This is a genomic window from Streptomyces sp. NPDC026500 (assembly GCF_055567635.1).
The window spans coordinates 1-21,731 of the sequence record NZ_JBVHQB010000044.1 but is presented as its reverse complement, the minus strand read 5'-3'; the positions used below and the strand labels follow the sequence as shown (position 1 = coordinate 21,731).

2 protein-coding genes are annotated in these 21,731 nt (G+C 73.4%); both read left to right on the top strand.

Features of this window, described 5'->3' with window-relative positions; all coding sequences use genetic code 11:
• Position 1: 1 nt before the first annotated feature.
• On the top strand, positions 2-20,071 hold the full coding sequence (locus ACZ4N5_RS41275) for a type I polyketide synthase (protein WP_467762110.1): 20,070 nt from the start codon (positions 2-4) through the stop codon (positions 20,069-20,071).
• Positions 20,072-20,316: 245 nt separating this feature from the next.
• Positions 20,317-21,731, top strand: a 1,415-nt coding sequence (locus tag ACZ4N5_RS41270; protein ID WP_467762109.1) for a type I polyketide synthase, incomplete at its 3' end; no start/stop codon positions are given.

The window sequence follows — 21,731 nt, the reverse complement described above, 5'->3', positions numbered from 1 at the left end:
GATGACAACCCCCGACGAAAAAGTCGTTGAAGCGCTGCGGGCCTCCCTCAAGGAAACCGAGCGGCTGCGCCGTCGGAACCAGGAGCTGACCGACGCCTCGCGCGAACCCATCGCGATCGTCGGCATGAGCTGCCGCTTCCCCGGCGGCGTACGGTCCCCGGAGGACCTGTGGCACCTCGTCGAGAGCGGCGCCGACGCCGTCTCCGGGTTCCCCGAGAACCGCGGCTGGGACATCGAGTCCCTCTACGACCCCGACCCGGACCACGAGGGCACCACCTACGCCCGCGAGGGCGGATTCCTGCCCGACGCGGCCGACTTCGACCCCGCGTTCTTCGGGATCTCGCCGCGCGAGGCCCTCGCCATGGACCCGCAGCAGCGCATGCTGCTGGAGACCACCTGGGAGGTCTTCGAGCACGCGGGCATCGACCCGACCTCACTGCGCGGCAGCCGCGCCGGCGTCTTCGTCGGCGCCTCCGCCAACGCGTACGGCGCCGCCACCACCGAGCTGCCCGACGGCGTCGAAGGCCATCTGCTCACCGGCACCGCCTCCAGCGTCGCCTCCGGCCGGCTCGCGTACGTCTTCGGTCTGGAAGGTCCCGCCGCCACCGTCGACACCGCCTGCTCCTCCTCGTCCGTCGCCCTGCACATGGCCGTCCAGGCGCTGCGCAACGGCGAGTGCTCGCTGGCGCTCGCCGCCGGTGTCACCGTCCTCGCGGGCCCGGACGTCTTCGTCGAGTTCAGCCGGCAGCGCGGCCTGTCGCCCGACGGGCGCTGCAAGTCCTTCGCCGAGTCCGCCGACGGCACCGGCTGGTCCGAGGGCGTCGGCGTGCTCCTGGTGGAGCGCCTTTCCGACGCGCGCCGCAACGGCCACCAGGTCCTCGCCGTCGTGCGCGGCTCCGCCGTGAACCAGGACGGCGCCTCCAACGGTCTGACCGCCCCCAACGGCCCCGCCCAGCAGCGCGTCATCCACCAGGCCCTGGAAAGCGCCCGACTGACCACCGCCGACGTGGACGCCGTCGAGGCGCACGGTACGGGTACGACGCTCGGCGACCCGATCGAGGCGCAGGCGCTGCTCGCCACGTACGGCCAGGGTCGCGAGTCCGACCGGCCGCTCTGGCTCGGTTCGCTGAAGTCCAACCTCGGCCACACCCAGAACGCGGCCGGTGTCGCGGGCATCATCAAGATGGTCATGGCCATGCGCCACGGGGTGCTGCCCAGGACCCTGCACGTGGACGAACCGACCTCGCACGTGGACTGGTCCGCCGGTGCCGTGCAGCTGCTCACCGAGCAGCGCGCCTGGCCCGAGACCGGGCGCCCGCGCCGCTTCGGCGTCTCCGCCTTCGGCGTCAGCGGCACCAATGTCCACACGATCATCGAGCAGGCTCCCGAGGCGGTCGCCGAGCCCGCGTCCGAGAGCGCGCCCGCCGCGGAGGCCGGGCCGTCGGTCGTGCCCTGGCTGCTGTCCGCCAAGGGGCAGGACGCGCTGCGCGACCAGGCCCGCCGGTTGCTCGCGCACGTCGAAGCGCACCCCGAGCTGCGCCCGGCCGACATCGGCGGCTCGCTGGCGCTGGGCCGCGCCGCCTTCGAGCAGCGGGCCGCGGTCGTGGCGGGCGACCGCGAGGGCCTGCTGGCCGGCCTCGCCGCCCTCGCCGAGGGGCGCACCGTCCCCGGTGCCGTCAGCGGCTCCGCCGTCGCCGGCAAGCTTGCCTTCCTGTTCACGGGGCAGGGCAGTCAGCGGCTGGGTATGGGCCGTGAGTTGTACGCCTCGCAGCCGGTGTTCGCGGCGGCGCTGGACGCGGTGGCGGAGCGGCTGGATCTCGAACTGCCCTTGCGTGAGGTGTTGTTCGGGGACGATGCCGAGCTGTTGAACCGTACGGAGTTCGCGCAGCCTGCGCTGTTCGCGGTGGAGGTCGCCCTCTTCCGGCTGTTCGAGTCGTGGGGTGTGCGGCCGGACTTCGTGTCCGGGCACTCGATCGGTGAGATCGCTGCTGCCCATGTGGCCGGGGTGTTCTCGCTGGAGGACGCCTGCAAGCTCGTGTCGGCCCGTGGTCGGCTGATGCAGGCGCTGCCGGAGGGCGGCGTGATGATCGCGCTCCAGGCGACCGAGGACGAGGTCACGCCGCTTCTGAACGAGCGGGTGAGCATCGCGGCGATCAACGGGCCGCGGTCCGTCGTCATCGCCGGTGATGCGGAGGAGGTCGAGAGGGTCGCCGGATCGTTCGGCGACCGCAAGTCCAAGCGGCTGACCGTCAGTCACGCCTTCCACTCGCTGCACATGGACGGCATGCTCGACGCCTTCCGCGAGGTCGCGGAGAGCCTGACGTACGAGCTGCCGAAGATATCGGTGATCTCGAATGTGAGCGGTGCTCTCGCTTCGGAGGAGCTGACGCAGCCCGAGTTCTGGGTGCGGCACGTCCGTGAGGCGGTCCGCTTCGACGACGGCATCCGAGCCCTGGAAGCCGCGGGCGTCACCACGTACCTCGAACTCGGCCCCGACGGCGTCCTGTCCGCCATGGCCCAGGACTGCATCGAGGGCGACGACGCCGCTGCCTTCGTCCCCGTCCTGCGCGCCGGCCGCGACGAGGCCGAGACCGCCGTCACCGCGCTCGCCCTCGCGCACGTCAACGGCACGCGCGTCGACTGGGCCGCGTACTTCGCCGGTACGGGCGCGCGCCGTGTGGACCTGCCGACGTACGCCTTCCAGCGCCAGACGTACTGGCTGGCGCCCGGCGTGCGGGCCGGGGACGTGCGGGCGGTCGGTCTGGAGGAGGTCGGGCACCCCCTGCTCGGCGCCGCCGTGACGCTCGCCGACACCGAGGGGCTGCTGCTCACCGCCCGGCTCGGGCTGGACACCCATCCCTGGCTGGCCGACCACGCGATCATGGACACGGTCCTGCTGCCCGGCACGGCCTTCGTCGAGCTCGCCGTCCACGCCGGTGACCAGGTCGGCTGCGACGTCCTGGAGGAGCTGACGCTGGAGGCGCCGCTGGTGCTGCCCGCGCGTGGTGGCGTCCAGGTGCAGATCCACCTCGGCGCGCCCGACGCGGACGGCTCCGGGCGCCGTACCTTCTCGCTCTCCTCCCGGCCGCAGGACGCCACCGAGGAGCCGTGGACCCGGCATGCCTCCGGCCTTCTCGGCCAGGGCGCGACGCAGACCGGCGCCGACCTGACCGACTGGCCGCCGCCCGGCGCCGAACCGCTCGCCGTCGACGGCCTGTACGCGGACCTCGCCGAGGTCGGCATGGGCTACGGCCCCGTGTTCCAGGGCCTGACCACTGCTTGGCGGCACGGTGACGCGGTCTGCGTCGAGGTCGCCCTTCCTCAGGAACACGCCGCTGCCGCACGGGACTTCGGACTGCACCCCGCGCTGCTGGACGCGGCCCTGCACGCCTTCGGGCTCGGCGTGCTGGGCGGTACCGAAGGCGAGGGCCGACTGCCCTTCGCCTGGACCGGGGTACGTCTGCACGCCGCGGGCGCCGACGCCCTGCGGGTGCGCCTGGCCCCGGCCGGTGCCAACGGCGTGCGCCTGGATATCGCGGACGCCGGCGGCGCACCGGTAGCCACCGTCGACTCGCTGGTGCTGCGCACCGTCTCCGCCGACCAGCTGCGGGGCGCCCGCGCCGCGCACCACGAGTCGGTGTTCCGCACCGAGTGGACGGCGCTGCCGGCCCCCGCCGAAACGCCCGCGCGGACCCTGCGCTGGGCTGTGCTCGGCGATCCGGCCGACGTGCTCACCGGTCACGAGGCCGGAAACGAGACCACGTCCGATGCCATGTCCGATGCCGTGCCCGGCGCCGCGTCCGATACGGCATTCGAGGCGCTGCGTACGGCGCCGGGCGGCGAAATCGGCGCGTACGCAGACCTGACCGAGCTGGCGGGGGCCGTCGCGGACGGCACGCCCGTCCCGGACGCCGTGTTCGTCGGCTTCGGCCCGCACACCGTCGACGGTACGCCGCGGGTGGAGGCCGAGGCCGTGCACGACGCCGCGCACCGCGCGCTCGCGCTGGTCCAACAGTGGTGCGGGGACGAGAGGTTCGGCGACGCCCGGCTCGTGGTGGTCACGCGCGGTGCGGTCGGCGACACCGTCACCGACCCCGTCCACGCCGCCGTGTGGGGTCTGCTGCGCTCCGCGCAGTCCGAGTACCCCGACCGGCTGCTGCTGCTGGACACCGACGGCCTCGACTCCTCCGTACGCGCCCTGCCCGCCGCGCTCGACGCGGGCGAACCGCAGCTCGCGCTGCGCGACGGCACCGCGCACGCCCCCCGCCTGGCCCGCGTGCCGGTGCGTGAGGAGGGGGACGACACCGAACCCGTCGTCACGTACGCCCCCGACGCCACCGTGCTCGTCACCGGCGCGGGCGGCATGCTCGGCGGCCTGGTCGCCCGCCGCCTGGTCACCGAACACGGCGTACGGCACCTGCTGCTGGTCGGCCGCCGCGGCGCGGACACGCCCGGCGCCGCGGAACTCTCCGCGGAAATCGTCGAGTTGGGCGCCGACGCCACCTGGGCGGCCTGCGACGTGGCCGACCGGGACGCGCTCGCCGCCGTCCTGGCCGCCGTGCCCGCGGAGCACCCGCTCGGCGCGGTCGTGCACACGGCCGGTGTCCTCGACGACGGCGTGATCGCCTCCCTCACCCCCGAGCGGCTCTCGGCCGTGCTGCGCCCCAAGGTGGACGCGGCCTGCAACCTGCACCAGCTGACCCGGGACCTCGACCTCACCGCCTTCGTCCTCTTCTCCTCCATCGGCGGTGTCTTCGGCGGCCCCGGCCAGGGCAACTACGCGGCCGCCAACGTCTTCCTCGACGCCCTCGCGGAGCACCGCCGGCACCTGGGGCTGCCCGCCACCTCCACCGCCTGGGCACTGTGGGCCGACGCCGACGGCATGGCCGGCACCCTCACCGAATCCGACATCGGCCGCATGCGCCGGAACGGTCTGCCGCCCCTGACCACCGCCGAGGGCCTGGACCTGTTCGACCTGACGCACCGGCTCGACGAGCCCGCCCCGGTCCTCATGCGCATCGACACCGCCGCGCTGCGCACCCAGGCCCGCTCCGGCACCGTGGCCCCGCTGCTGCGCGGCCTGGTCCGTGTCCCCGCGCGCCGCACCGCCACCGGCGCGGCCTTCGCGGGCGGCGAGGACGGACTGCGCCGACGCCTGGCCGGCCTCCCGGCCGCCGAACAGGACCGGGTCCTGCTCGACCTCGTGCGCAAGCAGGTCGCCGCCGCCCTCGGCCACCCCGGGTCCGCCTCCGTCGAGCCCGGCCGCTCCTTCAAGGAGCTCGGCTTCGACTCGCTGACCGCCGTCGAACTGCGCAACCTGCTCGGCGAGGCCACCGGGCGCCGGCTGCCCGCCACGCTCGTCTTCGACTACCCGACCGCGACCGCGCTCGCCGCGTACCTGCGAGAGGAGATCGTCGGCGACCTGGCCGCCCCGGCCGGCAGCGCCGCGATCGCGCGGACCGCCACCGACGAGTCCGACGACCCCATCGCCATCGTGGCCATGGGCTGCCGCTTCCCCGGCGGCATCACCTCCCCCGAGGACCTGTGGCGCATGCTCGTCGAGGGCCGTGACGGCATCACCGCCTTCCCCGCCGACCGCGGCTGGGACCTCGACACCCTCTACAGCGACGACCCCGACCAGGAGGGCACTTCCTACGTCCGAGAGGGCGGTTTCCTGCACGACGCCGCGCTCTTCGACGCGGGCCTCTTCGGGATCTCGCCGCGCGAGGCGCTGGCGATGGACCCGCAGCAGCGGCTGCTGCTGGAGACCACCTGGGAGGTCTTCGAGCGGGCCGGCATCGACCCGGCGACCCTGCGCGGCAGCCGCACCGGCGTCTTCGTCGGCTCCAACGCGCAGGACTACCTCCAGCTCTGGCTCAACGACTCCGACGGCCTGGAGGGCCACCTCGGCACCGGCAACGCGGCCAGCGTCGTCTCCGGCCGCATCTCCTACACCTTCGGCCTGGAGGGGCCGGCCGTCACCATCGACACGGCCTGCTCGTCGTCCCTGGTCACCCTGCATCTCGCGGCCCAGGCGCTGCGGCGCGGCACCTGCACGATGGCGCTCGCCGGCGCTGTGACGATCATGTCCACACCCGGCGCGTTCACCGAGTTCAGCCGACAGCGCGGGCTGGCCGCCGACGGCCGGATCAAGGCCTTCGCCGCCTCCGCCGACGGCACCAGCTGGTCCGAGGGCGTCGGCCTGCTCCTGGTCGAGCGCCTGTCCGACGCGCGCCGCAACGGCCACCCGGTCCTCGCGGTCATCAAGGGCACCGCCGTCAATCAGGACGGCGCCTCGAACGGTCTGACCGCCCCCAACGGTCCGTCCCAGCAGCGCGTCATCCGCGAGGCCCTCGCCGACGCCGGCCTGTCCGCCACGGACGTGGACGCCGTCGAGGCGCACGGCACGGGTACGGCGCTCGGTGACCCGATCGAGGCGCAGGCGCTGCTGGCCACGTACGGCCAGGGGCGCTCGGCCGACCGGCCGCTGTGGCTCGGCTCGGTGAAGTCCAACATCGGCCACACCCAGGCCGTCGCCGGTGCCGCCGGCGTCATCAAGATGGTCATGGCCATGCGCCACGGCGTGCTGCCCAGGACCCTGCACATCGACGAGCCGACCCCGCACGTCGACTGGTCCGTCGGGGACATCTCACTGCTCACCGAGGCCGTGGCCTGGCCGGAGACCGGCCGCCCGCGCCGCGCCGGCATCTCCTCCTTCGGCTACAGCGGTACCAACGCTCATGCCGTCGTCGAGCAGGCTCCCGACGACGCGCCGGTCTTGGCGCCCGAGGCGTCTCGCGTTCTGCCGGTGCTGCCGTGGCTCGTCTCCGGTCGTACGGCCGAGGCGCTGCGGGCTCAGGCCGTCCGGTTGCGCACCTTTGCAGAGGGTCCGGTCGACGTCCTGGATGTCGGCCACTCGCTCGCCACCGGCCGTGCCGCCCTGGAGCATCGCGCGGTGCTGCTGGGCACCCCGGCCGATGGGCACGCGGGTCTGGCCGCCGGGCTCACGGCTCTCGCCGAGGGTGGGGCCTCGGCCGGTCTGGTCCGGGGCGCGGTCGACAGTGGCGCCCTCGCCTTCCTGTTCACCGGGCAGGGGAGTCAGCGGCTGGGGATGGGGCGGGAGCTGTACGCGTCCCAGCCGGTGTTCGCGGCGGCGCTGGACGCGGTCGCGGAGCGGATGACCCTCGAACTGCCGTTGAAGGACGTGCTGTTCGGGGACGACCCCGAGGCGTTGAACCGTACGGAGTTCGCGCAGCCCGCGCTCTTCGCCGTAGAGGTGGCGTTGTTCCGGCTGTTCGAGTCGTGGGGCCTCGCGCCGGACTTCGTGTCCGGGCACTCGATCGGTGAGATCGCTGCCGCCCATGTGGCCGGGGTGTTCTCGCTGGACGACGCGTGCAAGCTCGTGTCGGCCCGGGGTCGGCTGATGCAGGCGCTGCCCGAGGGTGGCGTGATGATCGCCCTCCAGGCGACGGAGGACGAGGTCTCTCCGCTGCTGTCGGAGCGGGTGAGCATCGCCGCGATCAACGGCCCCCAGTCCGTGGTGATCGCGGGAGATGCCGAGGAGGCCGAGCGCATCGCCGGATCGTTCGGCGACCGCAAGTCCAAGCGGCTGACCGTCAGTCACGCGTTCCACTCGCCCCACATGGACGGCATGCTGGACGACTTCCGCGAGGTCGCGGAGTCCCTGACCTACGAGCTGCCGCGCATACCGGTGATCTCGAATGTGAGCGGTGCTCTTGCTTCGGAGCAGTTGACGCAGCCCGAGTTCTGGGTCCGTCACGTCCGCGAGGCGGTCCGTTTCCACGACGGAGTGCGGGCCCTGGAGGCCCAGGGCGTGACCACGTTTGTCGAGCTGGGTCCGGACGGTGTGCTCTCCGCCATGGCCCAGGACTGCGTCGAGAACGCCGACGCCGCTGTCTTCGTCCCCGCCCTGCGGGGCGGGCGTGACGAGGCCGAGACCGCCGTCGCCGCCCTCGCTCAGGGCTACGTTCGCGGCGCGGCCGTCGACTGGTCCGCCTTCTTCGCCGGTACGGGCGCCGGGCACGTGGACCTGCCCCCGTATGCCTTCCAGCGCAAGCGCTACTGGCCGGACACTGTCCTGTCCACCGGTGCTCCCGTCATCGGCGGGACCGCTCCGGTCGCGGACGCCGGGTTCTGGGACGCGGTCGAGCAGCAGGATCTGGCCGCGCTGACCGCTGAGCTGGATGTGGCGGGTGACGCCACCGTCACCGAGTTGCTGCCGGCCCTTTCGGCCTGGCGCAAGCGCCGCAAGGCCCAGGCGGAGGTGGATGGTTGGCGTTACCGGGTCACCTGGAAGCCGCTGACCAGTAGCCCTGACGGCGAGCTGAGCGGTACGTGGCTGGTGGTGTCGGGCGCCGAGGGCGCGGGCGACGCGGACGCGGTGGCCGCGCTGTCGGGTGCGGGTGCCGCGGTGCGTACGCTCGCCGTCCCGGCGGGATCCGACCGCACGGCGCTCGCCGCCCTCCTCGCCGACTTCGCCGACGTGACCGGTGTCGTCTCGTCGCTGGGTGCGGTGGACACCGCCGTTCTGGTGCAGGCGCTGGGCGATGCCGACGTGGCGGCTCCGTTGTGGGCGGTGACGCGGGGCGCGGTTTCCGTGGGCCGTTCCGACCGGCTGACGGACCCGGTTGCCGCCGGTGTCTGGGGGCTGGGCAGGGTCGTGGCACTGGAGTACCCGGAGCGCTGGGGTGGTCTGGTCGATGTTCCGGCCGAGTTGGACGAGCGGGCCGCGGCCCGGTTTGCCGGCGTACTCGCGGGCTCCGGTTCTGACGAGGACCAGATTGCCGTGCGGGACTCGGGCGTCTTCGCCCGCCGTCTCGTCCGCGCCCCTCACAGCCAGGGTTCCTGGACCCCGTCCGGCACCGTCCTGATCACGGGTGGGACGGGTGTGCTGGGCGGCAAGGTCGCCCGGAGGTTGGCTGCCGAGGGTGCCGAGCGCCTGGTGCTGACCAGCCGCCGGGGTACGGATGCCCCGGGTGCTGCCGAACTCGCCGCCGAACTGGCCGACTTGGGCGCCGATGTGTCCGTGGTGGCGTGTGATGCCGCGGACCGGGACGCGCTGCGGGAGCTGCTGGCGGCCGAGGTGGAGGGGCTGACGGCCGTCGTGCACACGGCCGGTGTCCTGGACGACGGTGTGCTGGACTCCCTGACCGCCGAGCGTTTCGCGTCGGTGCTGCGGGCCAAGGCGGACTCGGCCCGCAATCTGCACGAGCTGACCGTCGAACTCGGCATCGAGCTCGATGCGTTCGTGCTGTTCTCCTCGATGAGTGGCACGCTCGGTGCGGCGGGTCAGGCCAACTATGCTGCCGCCAATGCCTACTTGGACGCGTTGGCCGAGCAGCGCCGCGCGGACGGCCTGGCTGCGACCTCGCTCGCCTGGGGCCCGTGGGCCGACGGCGGCATGGCCGCCGACCAGGCGCTGGAGGCCCGAATGCGCCAGGGCGGTGTGCCGCCGATGGCGCCCGAGGCAGCGCTGACGGCGATGGTCCACAGCGTCGGCTCCACCGAGGCCGCGCTGATGATCGTGGACGTGGAGTGGGAACGCTACGCCCCGGGCCTCACGGCCGTCCGGGCGAGCAACCTCCTCGCCGAGCTCCCCGAGGTCGCGGCCACCCGTGCCGTCAACGGTCAGGCCGCGCAGCCCGGCCCGTCACTGGCCCGGCGGATCCAGGAGCTGCCCGCGGGCGACCGTGAGGCGTTCCTGCTCGACCTGGTGCGCACTCAGGTCGCCCAGGTACTGGGGCATTCCGACGGCGACGAGATCGAGGCGGGGCGCGCCTTCCGCGAGATCGGTTTCGACTCGCTGACCGCCGTGGAGCTGCGCAACCGGCTCGGTGCCGCCACCGGTCTCAAACTCCCGGCCACCCTGGTCTACGACTACCCGACCGCGTCCTCTCTCGCCGCCTACCTGCGGGGCGAACTCATGGGCGGCGTCGAGGTGTCCGGCGCGGTGCTGCCGGCTGTGGCCGTCTCCACCGACGACCCGATCGCGATCGTCGCGATGAGCTGTCGCTTCCCCGGCGGCGTACGGACCCCCGAGGACCTGTGGAGACTGCTCGCGTCCGGCGGCGACGCCATCAGCGACCTCCCGCTGGACCGGGGGTGGAACGTGGACGCGCTCTACGACGCCGACCCCGGCGCGCAGGGCACGTCGTACGCCCGTGAGGGCGGGTTCCTGTACGACGCGGCCGACTTCGACGCCGAGTTCTTCGGTATTTCGCCGCGCGAGGCGCTGGCCATGGACCCGCAGCAGCGGCTGCTGCTGGAGACCTCGTGGGAAGCGTTCGAGCGCGGCGGTATCGACCCGGAGACGCTCCGGGGCAGCCAGGCAGGGGTGTTCGTCGGCACCAACGGCCAGGACTACCTCTCCGTATTGCTCGAGGACTCCGAGGGCCTGGAGGGCCACCTCGGGACCGGCACCGCCGCCAGTGTGGTCTCCGGCCGGCTCTCGTACGTCTTCGGCCTGGAGGGCCCCGCGGTCACGGTCGACACGGCCTGCTCCTCCTCGCTGGTCGCACTGCACTGGGCCATCCAGGCGCTGCGCAACGGCGAGTGCGACCTGGCCCTGGCGGGCGGCGTCACGGTGATGTCCACGCCCGGCACCTTCATCGAGTTCAGCCGCCAGCGGGGGCTCGCCTCCGACGGTCGCGTGAAGGCCTTCGCGGCGGCCGCCGACGGCACGGGCTGGGGCGAGGGCGTGGGCATGCTGCTCGTGGAGCGCCTCTCCGACGCTCGCCGCAACGGCCATCCCGTCCTGGCCGTGGTTCGTGGTTCGGCCGTCAACCAGGACGGTGCCTCCAATGGCCTGACCGCTCCGAACGGTCCCTCGCAGCAGCGTGTCATCCGGGCGGCGCTCGCCAGTGCGGGGCTGACCGCCGCCGAGGTGGACGCGGTGGAGGCGCACGGCACGGGCACGCGGCTGGGTGACCCGATCGAGGCGCAGGCGCTGCTGGCGACCTACGGCCGGGACCGTGACGAAGGGCTGCCGCTGCATCTGGGGTCGATCAAGTCGAACATCGGGCACACGCAGGCCGCGGCCGGCGTGGCGGGCATCATCAAGATGGTCATGGCGATGCGGTACGGGATGCTGCCCCAAACGCTGCACGTCGACGAGCCGTCCCCACAGGTGGACTGGGACGCCGGTGACATCGCCCTGCTGACGGAAACGGTGGCGTGGCCCGAGACGGGTCGCCCGCGCCGCGCGGGGGTCTCCTCGTTCGGCTTCAGCGGGACGAACGCGCACACCATTCTGGAGCAGGCCCCGGAACCGGCCGTTCCGGACATCGCAGTCGCAACCGCAGCCGCCGCCCCCTCCGAGCACCCGGTACTCCCGGTGCTGCTGTCGGCGAAGACCGACTCCGCCCTGCGGGACCAGGCGCGAGCATTGCTCGCCTATGTGACGGTCGCTCCGGAACAGGCTGCGGCCGAGGTCGGGCGCGCCCTGGCGCTGGGGAGGTCCTCGTTCGAGGAGAGGGCCGCCGTGGTGGCGGGGGACCGCGAGGGCCTGCTGGCCAGACTCGCGACCGTCGCCGAGGGCAGCGCGGCCCCCGGTGTCGTCCGTGGCTCGGGGGCCGGTGGGAAGGTGGCGTTCCTGTTCACCGGACAGGGCAGCCAGCGGCTGGGGATGGGGCGTGAGTTGTACGCCGCGTACCCGGTGTTCGCCGATGCCTTCGACGCGGTCGCCGTGCGGATGGATCTCGAGCGGCCGTTGAAGGACGTGCTGTTCGGGGACGATGCCGAGCTGTTGAACCGTACGGAGTTCGCGCAGCCTGCGCTGTTCGCGGTGGAGGTCGCCCTCTTCCGGCTGTTCGAGTCGTGGGGTGTGCGGCCGGACTTCGTGTCCGGGCACTCGATCGGTGAGATCGCTGCTGCCCATGTGGCCGAGGTGTTCTCGCTGGAGGACGCGTGCCGCCTGGTGTCGGCCCGGGGTCGGCTGATGCAGGCCCTTCCCGAGGGCGGAGTCATGATCGCGCTTCAGGCCGCCGAGGACGAGGTCACGCCGCTGCTCGGCGAGCGCGTGAGCATCGCCGCGATCAACGGGCCGCGCTCGGTGGTGATCGCGGGTGACGCGGATGAGGTCGAGAGGGTCGCTGGATCGTTCGGCGACCGCAAGTCCAAGCGGCTGACCGTCAGTCACGCCTTCCACTCGCCGCACATGGACGGCATGCTCGACGACTTCCGCGAGGTCGCGGAGTCACTGACGTACGAGCTGCCGAAGATATCGGTGATCTCGAATGTGAGCGGTGCTCTCGCTTCGGAGCAGCTCACGCAGCCGGAGTTCTGGGTACGTCATGTCCGTGAGGCGGTCCGTTTCGCCGACGGTGTCCGCGCCCTGGAAGCCGCCGGTGTCACCATGTACGTCGAGCTGGGCCCGGACGGGGTTCTGTCCGCCATGGCCCAGGACTGCGTGACCGACGGGAACGCCGGCTTCGTGCCCGCGCTGCGCGGCGGCCGGATCGAGGCCGAGGCCGTCGTCACCGCACTGGCCACCGCCCACGTCCGGGGCGTCCCGGTCGACTGGGCCGCCTTCCACGGGACCGGCATCGTGACCCGGTACGCGGACCTGCCCACGTACCCCTTCCAGCACCAGCGCTACTGGCCGGAGGCCGTCCGGACCGGGGCCGTGCCGGGTGACGGCACCACGGACGCCGTGGACGCCCGGTTCTGGGACGCGGTCGAGCGCGGGGACCGGGAGTCGCTGGCGGAGACGGTCGAGTCCGGCGACGGGGAGAGCTGGGCAGGTGTCCTGCCCGCCCTGTCGGCGTGGCGCAAGCGTCGCAAGGCGCAGTCGGCCGTGGACGGTTGGCGCTACCGCGTCACCTGGAAGCCGCTGGCCGACACGGCCGCCGGAGCCCGGCTGTCGGGCTCGTGGCTGGTCGCGTGGCCGGCCGGGGCCGGGTGCGATGCCGATGTGGTGGCCGCGCTGACAAGCGCGGGCGCCGAGGTGCGTACGCTCGCCGTCCCGGCGGGATCCGACCGCGCGGCCCTCGCCGCGCTGCTCGCGGACTTCGCCGACGTGGCCGGTGTGATCTCGCTGCTGGACGTGGTGGAGACGGCCGCGCTGGTGCAGGCCCTCGGCGACGCGGCTGTCCAGGCCCCGCTGTGGGCCGTGACCCGTGGCGCGGTCTCCGTGGGCCGTTCCGACCGGCTCGCCGATCCCGTCGCCGCCGAGGTGTGGGGCCTGGGCCGGGTCGCGGCCCTGGAACACCCGGACCGCTGGGGCGGTCTGGTCGACATCCCCACCGAGCTGGACGAGCGGGCCGCAGCCCGGTTCGCCGGCGTGCTCGCCGGAACCGGCGCCGCTTCCGGCCTCGTTTCCGGCTTCGCCTCCGGCTCGGACGAGGACCAGGTCGCCGTGCGCGGCTCCGGCGCCTTCGGTCGCCGTCTGGTCCGGGCTCCGCACGCCGAAGGCGCGGCCACCTGGAACGCCTCCGGCACTGTTCTGATCACGGGTGGTACGGGTGTGCTGGGCGGCAAGGTCGCCCGGAGGTTGGCCGCCGAGGGTGCCGAGCGCCTGGTGCTGACCAGCCGCCGGGGTATGGATGCCCCGGGTGCGGCCGAACTCGCCGCCGAACTGGCCCACTTGGGCGCCGATGTGTCCGTGGTGGCGTGCGATGCCGCGGACCGGGACGCGCTGCGCGAGCTGTTGGCGGCCGAGGCGGAGGGCCTGAGGGCCGTGGTCCACACCGCCGGCATCCTGGACGACGGCGTGCTGAACGGCCTCACCCCGGAGAGGATCCGGTCCGTGCTGCGGGCCAAGGCGGAATCGGCCCGCAACCTGCACGAGCTGACGGGCGAACTCGGCATAGAGCTCGATGCCTTCGTGCTGTTCGCCTCCATGAGCGGCACCATCGGCACGGCGGGTCAGGCCAACTATGCCGCCGCCAACGCCTACTTGGACGCCCTGGCCGAGCAGCGCCGCGCGGACGGGCTGGCCGCGACCTCGCTCGCCTGGGGCCCGTGGGCCGACGGCGGCATGGCCGCCGACCAGGCGCTGGAGGCCCGTATGCGCCAGGGCGGTGTGCCGCCCATGGCCGCCGATCTCGCCGTCACGGCCCTGCACCGGGCCGTCGGCGCCGGTGACACCGCCGTCACGGTGGCGGAGGTGGACTGGGCGCGCTTCGCACCCGCCTTCACGGCCGCGCGGGCGAGCAACCTGTTCGCCGAGATCGCGGAGGCCCGGGAAACCGGTTCCGGCGCGACCGGCGGCGAAGCCCCGGCCTCGGAACGGCAGGGTCTCGCGGGCCGGCTCGCCGAGCTGCCCCCGAGCGAGCGGGAGCGGCTGCTGCTCGATCTGGTCCGCACGGAGGTGGCCGGCGTCCTCGGCCACGCGGGCGTCGAAGGGGTGGGCGCCGGACGGGCGTTCAAGGAACTGGGCTTCGACTCGCTGACGGCGGTCGAGCTGCGCAACCGCCTCAACGCGGCCTCCGGGCTGCGCCTGCCCGCCACGCTCGTCTACGACTACCCGACCTCCGCCGTGCTCGCCGACCACCTGCGCGCCGAACTCCTCGGCGAACAGGCCGAGTCGGGGTCGGCTACGCCCGTCGCGGTCACCACTGGCGATCCGATCGCCATCGTCGCGATGAGCTGCCGCTTCCCGGGCGGCGTACGGACACCGGAGGACTTCTGGCGACTGCTGGCCGCCGACGGGGACGCCATCGGCGCGTTCCCGACCGACCGGGGCTGGGACACCGAGTCCGTCCTCGGCTCGCGGGCCCGGGACGAGGTGTATGCGGAGGAGGGCGGATTCCTCTACGACGTGGCAGAGTTCGACGCCGGCTTCTTCGGGATCTCGCCGCGCGAGGCGCTGGCGATGGACCCGCAGCAGCGGTTGCTGCTGGAGACCTCGTGGGAGGCGTTCGAGCGGGCCGGCATCAACCCGTCGTCGGTGCGTGGCAGCCGTACGGGCGTGTTCGTCGGCACCAACGGTCAGGACTACCTCAACCTCGTCCTCAACTCCGCCGAGGGCGGCGACGGTTTCATGAGCACCGGCAACTCCGCGAGCGTCGTCTCCGGTCGCCTCTCGTACGTGTTCGGCATGGAGGGTCCGGCGGTCACGGTCGACACGGCCTGCTCCTCCTCGCTCGTGTCCCTGCACCTGGCGGCGCAGGCGCTGCGCAACGGCGAGTGCGACATGGCGCTGGCCGGCGGCGTGACGGTGATGTCCACGCCGGGCGCCTTCGAGGAGTTCAGTCGGCAGCGCGGTCTGGCGGCGGACGGCCGGATCAAGGCGTTCGCGGCGGCTGCGGACGGCACGGGCTGGGGCGAGGGCGTCGGCATGCTGCTCGTGGAGCCGCTGTCGCAGGCCCGCGCCAAGGGCCACCCGGTGCTCGCGGTGGTCCGTGGCTCGGCCGTGAACCAGGACGGCGCCTCCAACGGTCTGACCGCGCCCAACGGTCCGTCCCAACAGCGCGTCATCCGCGCCGCGTTGGCGAGCGCCGGACTGTCCGCAAACGAGGTCGACGCCGTCGAGGCGCACGGCACGGGGACGCGACTGGGCGACCCGATCGAGGCCCAGGCCCTGCTGGCGACCTACGGCCAGGACCGCACCGACGGCCAACCGCTCCTCCTCGGTTCGGTGAAGTCCAACATCGGGCACACCCAGGCCGCGGCCGGTGTCGCCGGTCTGATCAAGATGGTGCTGGCGATGGAGCACGGCGTGCTCCCGAGGACGCTGCACGTGGACGAGCCCACCCCGAACGTCGACTGGACCGCCGGCGAGGTCTCCCTGCTGACGGATTCCGTCGCGTGGCCCGAGACGGGCCGCCCGCGCCGCGCCGGCATCTCTTCCTTCGGCGTGAGCGGGACGAACGCGCACACCATCCTGGAGCAGGCCCCGGCCGCGGAGGAGCCCGACGCCGTACGGGAGCAGGGCGTGCCCACCGCGTCCACGTGGGTCCTCTCGGGCCGTAACGCGGCGGCCCTGCGCGACCAGGCCGAGCGCCTGAGGGCGCACCTGGCCGTCCACGACGGGCTGCGGCCCGAGGACGTGGCCCACTCGCTGGCCGCCGGCCGCGCGCTGCTCGACCACCGCGCGGTGGTCGTCGGCGCCGACCTCGGGGACTTCCTCGAGGCCCTGGGTGAGCTGGTGGCCGACCGGACCGACACCCGGGTCGTACGGGGCGTGGCCGGCGCGGACCGAAAGACGGCCTTCCTGTTCACGGGGCAGGGCAGCCAGCGGCTCGGTATGGGGCGTGAGTTGTACGTCTCCCAGCCGGTGTTCGCGGCGGCGCTGGACGCGGTGGCGAGCCGGATGGACCTCGAACTCCCGCTGAAGGACGTGCTGTTCGGGGACGACGCGGAGCTCCTGAACCGTACGGAGTTCGCGCAGCCTGCGTTGTTCGCCGTCGAGGTCGCGTTGTTCCGCCTCGTCGACTCGTGGGGCCTCGCACCGGACTTCGTGTCCGGTCACTCGATCGGTGAGATCGCGGCTGCGCACGTGGCCGGGGTGCTGAGCCTCGACGATGCCTGCACGCTGGTGTCGGCCCGAGGCCGGTTGATGCAGGCCCTGCCTGAGGGCGGGGTGATGGTCGCGTTGGAGGCGACCGAGGCGGAGGTCGCGCCGCTCCTGAGTGAGCGCGTGAGCATCGCGGCGATCAACGGGCCCCGGTCCGTGGTGATCGCGGGTGACGCGGATGAGGCGGAGAGGATCGCCGGATCGTTCAAGGACCGCAGGTCCAAGCGTCTCGCGGTCAGTCACGCGTTCCACTCGCCGCACATGGACGGGATGCTCGCCGACTTCCGCAAGGTGGTGGAGGGCCTGAGCTACGAGTCCCCGCGGATCGCGGTCGTGTCGAACTTGACCGGCACGGTGGTCACCGACGACATGACCGACCCCGACTTCTGGGTCCGCCACGTCCGCGAGACCGTCCGCTTCGCCGACGGTATCCGCACCCTCGAAGCCGCGGGCGTGACCACGTACGTCGAACTCGGCCCCGACGGGATCCTCTCCGCCATGGCCCAGGACTGCCTCGACCACCCCGACACCACCGTCCTCACCCCCGCCCTGCGCGCAGGCCGTGACGAGGCCGAAACCCTGACCACGGCGCTCGCTCTCGCCCATGTCCACGGCACCGTCGTCGACTGGGCCGCGTACCACTCCGGTACGGGCGCGCGCCGGGTGGACCTGCCCACCTACGCGTTCCAGCGCGAGCGCTACTGGGTGGACGCCTTCGTGGAGAGCGGTGACGTGACCGTGGCCGGCATCGGTGACGCCGGGCACCCGCTGCTCGGTGCCGCCGTCGAACTCCCGGACTCCGGAGGGTTCCTGTTCACCGGGCGGCTGTCCCTGCGTACGCACCCCTGGCTGGCCGACCACGTGGTGGCGGACAGCGTGGTGGTGCCCGGGGCGGCGTTCGTCGAGCTGGCGGTGCGGGCCGGGGACGAGGTCGGCTGCGACACCGTCGAGGAGCTCACCGTCGAGGCGCCGCTCGTACTGCCCGAGACCGGGGCCGTCCAGCTGCGGGTCGCGGTCGGCGCGGCGGACGACGCCGGGCGCCGCACCGTACAGGTGCACAGCCGGGCCGAATCGGCCGCCGACGGCGCGTGGTCGCGCAATGCCACCGGTCTGCTGGCCGTCGGCACGGCCCGCACCGCCGCCCGTACCGGGGCCGACACGTCCCCGTGGCCGCCCGCCGGTGCGCAGGAGGTGCCGGTCGGGACCCTGTTCGAGCGACTCGTCGGCGCGGACCGTCACCACGGCCCGGCCTTCCGCACGCCGACCCGGGTGTGGACGCGCGGCGAGGAGACGTTCGCGGAGGCCCGGCTGTCCGAAGAACTCCAGCCCTCCGCCGGGCGGTTCGGGCTGCACCCGGCACTGCTGGACGCGGTGGCGCAGGTCACGGCCGTGACCGAGGGGGCCGCGTGCCGGCTGCCGGTCGTGTGGCGCGGTGTGCGCCTGCACGCGGTGGGCGCGGACGCGCTGCGTCTGACGCTCACTCCGCAGGGCGACGGCACCGTGTCCGTGGAGCTGGCCGACGCCGAGGGCGCGCCGCTCGCCTCCGTCGCCGCGCTGGTGACGGAGGAACTCGACGCCGAGCGGTTCGCGCTCGCGCCGACCGGCGGGACGGACGGGCTGTTCCGGCTGGACTGGCAGCCCTCGGCCGTCCCGGCCGACGCGTCCGCCGCCGACCCGGTCGTGGTCGGGGACCCGGACCGGGTACTGCTCGACGCCCTCGCCGGCGCGGGCCGCGACCTCGACGGATACGCCGACCTGGCGGCCCTGGAGACAGCCGTCGCGGCCGGTCGAGAGCTGCCGGACACGGTGTACGTGCCGTTCCTCACGGCCGCCGACGCGTCGGAGCGGGACCTGATCGGCGGCGTACGAGCGGCCACGCACCGGGCGCTCGCCACCGTTCAGGCGTGGCTGGCCTGCGGCCGGTTCGCCGGATCCCGCCTGGTCCTCGTCACCCGGGGCGCGGTCGCCGCGGGCCCGGAGGCCGAGATCTCCGATGTGGCGCACGCCCCGGTGTGGGGCCTGGTGCGCGCGGCGCAGACCGAGAATCCGGACCGGTTCGTCCTCGTGGACGTCGACGGCACGGAGGCGTCCCTGCGGGCGCTGACCACCGCGGCCGCGTCCGACGAGCCCGAACTCGCGCTGCGCGGGGCGGAGTTCCTCGCCCCCAGGCTGGTGCGGCAAAACGCGCCGGCGGGTACCGGCCGGGCCCTGGACCCCGAGGGCACGGTCCTGCTCACCGGCGCGAGCGGCGGCCTCGCCCGGCTCTTCGCCCGGCACCTGGCCGCCGAGCACGGTGCACGCCATCTGCTGCTGGTCGGCCGGCGCGGCGAGGAGTCCGAAGGCGCGCGCGAACTCGTGGAAGATCTGCGCGAGTTGGGTGCCTCGGCGACCTGGGCGGCGTGCGACGTGGCCGACCGCGACGCGGTGGCCGCGCTGCTCGCCTCCGTACCCGCCGAGCACCCGCTGACGGCGGTCGTGCACACCGCCGCCGTCCTGGACGACGGGCTCGTGGACCTGCTCACCCCGGAGCGGGTGGACGCGGTGCTACGGCCCAAGGCCGAGGCGGCAGTGCACCTGCACGAACTGACGCGTGAGCTGGATCTGGCGGCGTTCGTGCTGTTCTCCGCCGCCGCGGGCACCCTCGGCGGCGCCGGACAGGCCAACTACGCCGCCGCCAACGTCCTCCTCGACGCCCTCGCCCGGCACCGGCACGCGGCGGGCCTGCCCGCCCTGTCCCTGGTGTGGGGCATGTGGGCGGAGGAGCGCGGCATGGCGGGCCGGCTCACCGAGCGTGAGCGGAACCGGGCCGCACGCGGCGGTGTCGCGCCGCTCGACGCGGCGCACGGCCTGGCACTCTTCGACGCGGCCATGGCGAGCGACGAGCCGGTGCTGATGCCGGTCGCCGTCGATCCGCCCACCCTGCGCGCCCGTGCGGCCGACGGCGGCATCCTGCCGATGTTCCGCAATCTGGTGCGCACCCCGGTGCGCCGGACCGTCCCCGCCACCGCCCGTCCGGGGCAGGACGGGACCGGCGAGGGCACGGCGAAGGAGATGCTGGCCGAGCGCCTGACCGCGCTCCCGCCCGCCGAGCGCGAGCGGACCGTGCTGGACCTGGTGCGTGGCCAGGCGGCCGCCGTGCTCGGCCATCGGTCGGCCGAACTCGTCGGCGGGGAACAGGCGTTCAAGGAGCTCGGCTTCGACTCGCTCACGGCGGTCGAACTGCGCAACCGGCTCAACGCCGCGAGCGGACTGCGACTGCCCGCCACCCTGGTGTACGACTACCCCAACCCGGCGGCCCTCGCCCGGCACCTGCTGGCCGAGATCGTCCCGGAGGCGCCTGCCCGCGAGCTGTCCCTCCTCGCCGAGATCGACCGGCTGGAGAGCATGTTCTCCGCGCTCGACCCCGGGCGGCCGAACGAGGTCGTCGGCGACGACGAGGCGCTCCACGCGAGCGTCGCGGTCCGGCTCCAGGCGCTGCTCGGCCGATGGAACGAGGCCCGTCCCATCACCGAGGACGACGGGGCGAACGAGATCGAGGAGGCCAGCGACGACGAGCTCTTCGCCCTCATCGACAAGAAGTTGGGCCAGGGCTGAGCTCAACCGCCGCACACCCGGGGCGTACCACCGCCGGGCCTACCACCCCCGGACGTACCACCCCTCGGCGTAGCGCCCCTCCTGGCGCGTCGCCGCCCCGGACGCACCGCCGGCCCGCCCGGCGGTGCGTCCGCCCCCTGGGGACCCCTGAGGAACATCCCGGGACCCCAGACACCAGACCCGAACCATCCCGAGCACGTGCGAATACCTCCACGCTCTCGACCATGCGAACAGGTGAAGCGCCAGTGGCGAACGAAGCGAAGCTCCGCGAGTACCTGAAGAAGGTCACGACGCAACTCGACGAGGCCCACGGGCGACTGCGGGACATCGAGAGCCGGTCCCACGAGCCCATCGCCATCACGGCCATGGCCTGCCGCTACCCGGGCGGCACCAACTCCCCGGAGGAGTTGTGGGAGTTGCTGCGCAACGACGGGGACGCGCTCTCCGAATTCCCCGCCGACCGGGGCTGGGACCTCGACAACCTCTTCTCCGACGACCCCGACGAGCCCAACACCTCCATCACCCGCGAGGGCGGCTTCCTCGCCGGCGCCACCACCTTCGACGCGGCCTTCTTCGGCATCTCCCCGCGCGAGGCCACGGCCATGGACCCCCAGCAGCGAGTCCTGCTGGAGACCACCTGGGAGACGTTCGAGCGGGCCGGCATCGACCCGGCCACGCTGCGCGGCAGCCGCTCCGGTGTCTTCGTCGGCATCAACGGTTCCGACTACCTCACCCCGCTGGTGGAGGCCGCCGAGGACTACGCCGGTCACCTCGGCACCGGCAACGCCGCCAGCGTGATGTCCGGCCGACTCTCGTACACCTTCGGCCTGGAGGGTCCGGCGGTCACCGTCGACACGGCCTGCTCGGCGTCGCTCGTCGCCATCCACCTGGCGGTGCAGGCGCTGCGCAACGGCGAGTGCTCGCTGGCCCTCGCGGGCGGTGTGCACGTGATGTCCACGCCTGGCCTCTTCGTGGAGTTCAGCAAGCAGCGGGGCCTTTCCCGGGACGGCCGCTGCAAGGCGTTCGCGGCCGACGCCGACGGCTTCGGCCCGGCCGAGGGCGTCGGCGTGCTGCTCCTGGAGCGACTCTCCGACGCCCGCCGCAACGGGCGGCCCGTCCTCGCGGTCGTCCGTGGTTCCGCCGTCAACCAGGACGGTGCCTCCAACGGCCTTACTGCGCCCAATGGGCCGTCGCAGCAGCGTGTGATTCATCAGGCGCTCACCAACGCCCGGCTCTCCGCCGCCGATGTGGACGTGGTGGAGGCGCACGGCACCGGGACCGGGCTCGGCGACCCCATCGAGGCGCAGGCGCTGCTGGCCACTTACGGCCGGGAACGACCGGCCGAACGCCCGCTCATGCTCGGCTCGGTGAAGTCGAACATCGGTCACACGCAGGCCGCCGCCGGTGTCGCCGGCGTGATCAAGATGGTCCTCGCGATGCAGCACGGCGTGGTGCCCCGCAGTCTCCACATCGACGAGCCGTCGCAGCACATCGACTGGTCGGCGGGCGCGGTCTCACTCGTACGAGAGGCCTCGGCGTGGCCCGAGGTGGACCGCGCGCGCCGGGCGGGTGTGTCGTCGTTCGGTTTCAGTGGTACGAACGCTCACGTCATCGTGGAGCAGGCGCCGGGGGTCGAGGAGGGCGGCGCGGCTGCTGAGGG